The 4,157-nt window shown below is 65.1% G+C and carries 5 protein-coding genes and 2 pseudogenes; 3 read left to right on the plus strand and 4 right to left on the minus strand.

Annotation, left to right across the window (positions count from 1 at the left end):
- Positions 1 to 321 (minus strand): annotated as a pseudogene (locus tag WAN02_RS16905) (molybdopterin molybdenumtransferase); the annotation flags it as partial.
- Positions 322 to 394: 73 nt separating this feature from the next.
- Complete coding sequence (locus WAN02_RS16910) at positions 395 to 1,303, minus strand: UTP--glucose-1-phosphate uridylyltransferase (protein WP_422265372.1); 909 nt, start codon at positions 1,301 to 1,303, stop codon at positions 395 to 397.
- A gap of 24 nt (positions 1,304 to 1,327) precedes the next feature.
- On the opposite strand from WAN02_RS16910, the gene WAN02_RS16915 reads away from it, so the two are divergent.
- A complete protein-coding gene (locus WAN02_RS16915) occupies positions 1,328 to 1,918 on the plus strand; it encodes a 5-formyltetrahydrofolate cyclo-ligase (protein ID WP_422265373.1) in 591 nt (196 codons plus the stop codon).
- Here the strand turns inward: WAN02_RS16915 and WAN02_RS16920 are convergent.
- Positions 1,915 to 2,616, minus strand: a complete 702-nt coding sequence (locus WAN02_RS16920) for an HNH endonuclease family protein (RefSeq protein ID WP_422265374.1) — start codon at positions 2,614 to 2,616, stop codon at positions 1,915 to 1,917. The two genes, WAN02_RS16915 and WAN02_RS16920, sit on opposite strands and share 4 nt — an antisense overlap.
- 104 nt (positions 2,617 to 2,720) lie before the next feature.
- Positions 2,721 to 3,446 carry a hypothetical protein gene (locus tag WAN02_RS16925; protein ID WP_422265375.1) on the minus strand — a complete coding sequence of 242 codons (726 nt, stop codon included), beginning with the start codon at positions 3,444 to 3,446 and terminating at the stop codon, positions 2,721 to 2,723.
- Positions 3,447 to 3,647: 201 nt separating this feature from the next.
- Between WAN02_RS16925 and WAN02_RS16930 the strand changes: the two genes are divergently transcribed.
- On the plus strand, positions 3,648 to 4,001 hold the full coding sequence (locus tag WAN02_RS16930) for an FmdB family zinc ribbon protein (protein ID WP_422265376.1): 354 nt from the start codon (positions 3,648 to 3,650) through the stop codon (positions 3,999 to 4,001).
- Positions 4,002 to 4,066: 65 nt separating this feature from the next.
- Positions 4,067 to 4,157, plus strand: a pseudogene (locus WAN02_RS16935) (flagellar biosynthesis protein FlgA); the annotation flags it as partial.

The raw sequence follows: 4,157 nt of genomic DNA on the forward strand, positions 1-4,157 counted from the left end.
GGCCTGGACGGTGCCCATCACCGGCAAGGTCACCCCGCCGTTCGGCGAGGATCCCTCGACCGCGCTCAACGACCGCAGCTCGTCGTCGGCCTGATCTTCGCCCCGATCTTCGGACGGATCGCCCTGCCCGACCCCGAGCACGTCGACACTGCGAACCGCGTAGCCGTCGATAGCGGCTTGGTCGAATCCGGGCAGCGGGTGCTCGGTGACCACTTCTTCGGCACACAACAGGCCTTGCGCTTCGGCGATCGCGACTCGCACCGGTCGCGGCGCCACTGCGGCGGCCGTCACCCGGGCTTGTTGCTCCTCCACCGAACGCACAGCGCGCCTTTCTGCCGTCACCCGCATCAACCCCAGGCCGACACTGGCCGGGCCGGAAAGTGACGACCAACCGCTAGCGTTCGGCCAGGCCCAAGCGAGTCACCAGCCACCGGCGCAGTTCTGGTCCGTAGTCGTCACGGTCCAAGGCAAAGTCAACCGCAGCCTTCAGGTAGCCGCCGGGATTTCCCAAGTCGTGTCGGGAGCCGCGGTGAACGACGACGTGCACCGGGTGCCCTTCTTTGATCAGCAACGCGATCGCGTCGGTGAGCTGCATTTCGCCGCCGACGCCCCGCTGAATGCGTTGCAGCGCGCCGAAGATGGCGCGGTCGAGGACGTAACGGCCGGCCGCCGCGTACAGCGACGGCGCATCCGCCTGGTTCGGCTTTTCCACCATGCCGTTGACCTTCAGCACGTCCGTGTGGGCTCCGGGCACCGGCTCGACGTCGAAAACGCCGTAGGCGCTTATCTCTTCGGGCGTCACCTCGATCGCGCACAACACTGTGCCGCCGAACTCCGCGCGCACCTTCGACATCGTCTCCAGCACGCCGGTCGGCAGCACCAGGTCGTCGGGCAGCAACACCGCGACCGCATCATCGTCGGCCCCCAGCACCGGCTCCACGCAGCTGATCGCGTGTCCGAGGCCGAGCGGCTCGGCCTGCACCACAGACTCGACTTTGATCAGCGCCGGCGCGCGACGGACCTTGGCCAGCATGGCCTCCTTGCCCCGCGCCTCGAGCGTGCCTTCGAGCACCAGGTCCTCGACGAAGTGCGCGACAACGCTGTCCTTGCCTTCGGAGGTGACGATGACCAGCCGTTCGGCGCCGGCCTCGGCGGCTTCGGCCGCCACCAGCTCGATGCCGGGTGTGTCGACCACAGGCAGCAGTTCCTTGGGCACGGTCTTGGTCGCGGGGAGAAAACGGGTGCCCAAACCGGCCGCGGGCACGATCGCCGTGCGGGGAACCGAATCCTGTAAGCGAGACATCGTTGAAACCATATCGTTGACCTTGTGCCGACCGTGGGCAAGGCCGCATTGCGAGAACGACTGCTAGCAGGCCGTCGTTCGGTTTCCGACGACGCCCACACGCAGGAGGCCCGATCGTTGGCTGCCCATGTCGGTGCCCTGACGATCAACGGCGGCCGCACGGTGTGCGCCTACGTCCCGGTCGGGGCCGAGCCGGGATCCATCGAGATGCTAGATGTGCTGCTGCGGCAAGCGGACCGGGTGCTGCTTCCCGTCACGCGCACCTCCGGCGACGGCTCCGCAATGGCACTGCTGTGGGGTGAATACCGGCCGGGGCAGCTGGTGACGGCGCGATTCGGCCTGCTCGAACCGGCGGGGCCGTGGCTGCCGGCGACGGCCGTGGCCGATGCGAGCGTCCTGTTTGTTCCGGCGCTGGCCGTCGACCGCACCGGGGCCCGGCTGGGCCGGGGCCGCGGTTTCTACGACCGCACGCTCGTGCTCCGGAATCCCGACGCGCGCTTGATCGCCGTGGTCCGCGACGACGAGCTGCTCGACGAGGTGCCACACGAGCCGCACGACGTGCCGATGACGCATGCCCTGACCCCCGGGCAAGGCCTGATCGAGCTGACCGGTTAGCAGTCCCGCAACACGTCGCGCATCGCGTCTTTCTCTTTGCCCGACACCCACAGCTGATAGTCGGTCTTCACCTCGACCTGGCGGGCGACGAAGGCACACCGGAACCCGGTATTCGGCGGCAACCACGACGCGGCGTCACGAAAAGCCTTGTCAAAGTTGACCTGACCGGCCACGGCCAACAAATTGCGCGGGTCGTTGGCGAAATCACGGCGGCGCTGGTCGTCCCACAAGCGTGCGCCTTTGTACCAGGCGTCGGCGAGCGCCACCACATGGTCGATCTGCACGGTCGAGGACGTGTCGGGTCCGCGGACGAAGGCGATGGTCGCCCCGGTGTACGGGTCGTGCAGCACACCGCTCTGCGCGAAGCAGGTGCCGGGCCGCACCTGCAGATCGGCCAGGTCGCGGCGCAAGATGTCGTCGCGGGTGTTGCAGCCGTTGTGGCCGAACTCGACGTTGACGTCGTCGCTCCACGGCTCACCGAATCGGAACCGCTGGAAGTCGCTGACCCGGTCCCAGCCGTGGACGGGCAGCGCCTCCATCTGATGGCGTGCCGTGTCATAGCTCGGCGTCGCCGTCGGCGACGGTCCGGGCTCGGATTGCCCTGCCTCATCGCGCAGGTAGAGCCAGCCGACACCCACCGCAACAGCGATCACAATCGCAAGCGCCAAGCCATCCCGGTACCGGCTGTAGGTTCTCACGCGTCGTGTCATATCGCACTTTCTTGACCTGCGATGACATTAAGCGTCGAAGCGGGGGTGAATAGCGCGACATCCACTTTTCAGTTATTGCGGCACCGCAGAACCTAAGCGGTTGCTTTTGCAAAGAGCGCCTTAGTTTGCTCGAGTCGGTGTTGGGTGCGGGCCAGCTTTCCGGACTTCATCTGCTTGCGCCAGGCCGGGAACTTGTCGCCGTACTGCTGATGCTCGGCCCCGGCGGCCTCGTAGACGACATAGCCGCCCTTGAGAATGCTGAATGGAGCTTTGAGCTTGCTCAGCTTGTCGTACTGCGCGGTCGCGTGATCAGACAGCGGATCGAACCACGCAGGCGTCACGAAGTTGGAAACTGACACGCCGTTGACGACATAGGTCGGTGCCTCGACTGGGTCGCAGACCTCGAAGCTGTAGGCCTTACCATGACCGTCGTTCGCCCACAGGTTGCAGTTGGGATCGATATACATCTCGAGCACTTCGTGAGACAGCACGCTGGAGACACTCCAATCCCCCGTCGTCGCCTTGCCGCCATTGTCGAGTTCCGGCTTGGCTGCGACCACACCCCACAACTTCCCGCCCGGGTCCTCGGTGTGGTAGCCGAGCACGCCTGTGGGTTGATCTTTGATCGTGTCGACCACAGCGATGCCGTGCGCCGTGACGGGCACGTTTTTGGGGTCGGTGTAGAAAATCACCGCCGCGGGAGCCCTGTCCCACAGCGGGGCAACATCTAATCGGACCTGGGCTGCGATGGCCTGGGTCATGGTGGCGACGTCTTGGTCTGACACCAACGTCGACTGGTTGACGATTGCGATCAACATATCTGCTCCCGATTGTTGAGTGCCCGACCGTGTCGAAGGGCTAAAGAAAGTGTCTGGCGCGGCCGGGGAAATCGCTTCAGTAGCGCACTACGCATATCTTTGAGATGCGGCCGCGCCAAGCGGGAATGACACGTGCCAGATGGCGGTTCTAGCACTTGAGACGGTAGAGTGCTAAGTGTTTAGACCATCACGGAGGTTTGTGTGCCGACTTACAGCTATGCCTGCACCGATTGCGACAATCGGTTCGATGCGGTCCAGGCATTCAGTGATGATGCGCTGACCACGTGCGAGAACTGCTCGGGTCGGCTGCGCAAACTGTTCGGCTCCGTCGGGGTGGTGTTCAAGGGCAGCGGCTTCTACCGCAACGACAGCCGCGAATCGACCAAGAGCTCGAGTAACGGCTCGGCCAAGTCGAGTTCGTCGTCGAGCTCCGAGGGCTCCGGTTCCAGCGACACGTCCAGCTCGTCGGAGAAGTCGAGCAGCTCCTCGAGCTCCTCGAGCGAGAAGTCTGACTCGTCGTCCTCGTCGAAGTCGGCCGCGACCACCTCCAGCTAGCCGGTTATCCACAGGCGGCCGTTCAGCGGCCGCACGTAGTGTGCTGCCACGCCTATTGTCGGCGGGTGGGAGATTCCCCGAGATCACTGAATCCGTCTCTGCCGGACCGGATTTCGCAGTGGCTGCGCCCAGACTGGTCGCGCACCGTCTTGGCCC

Origin of the sequence: Mycobacterium sp. (assembly GCF_049281135.1) — a bacterium.
Lineage (GTDB): Bacteria > Actinomycetota > Actinomycetes > Mycobacteriales > Mycobacteriaceae > Mycobacterium.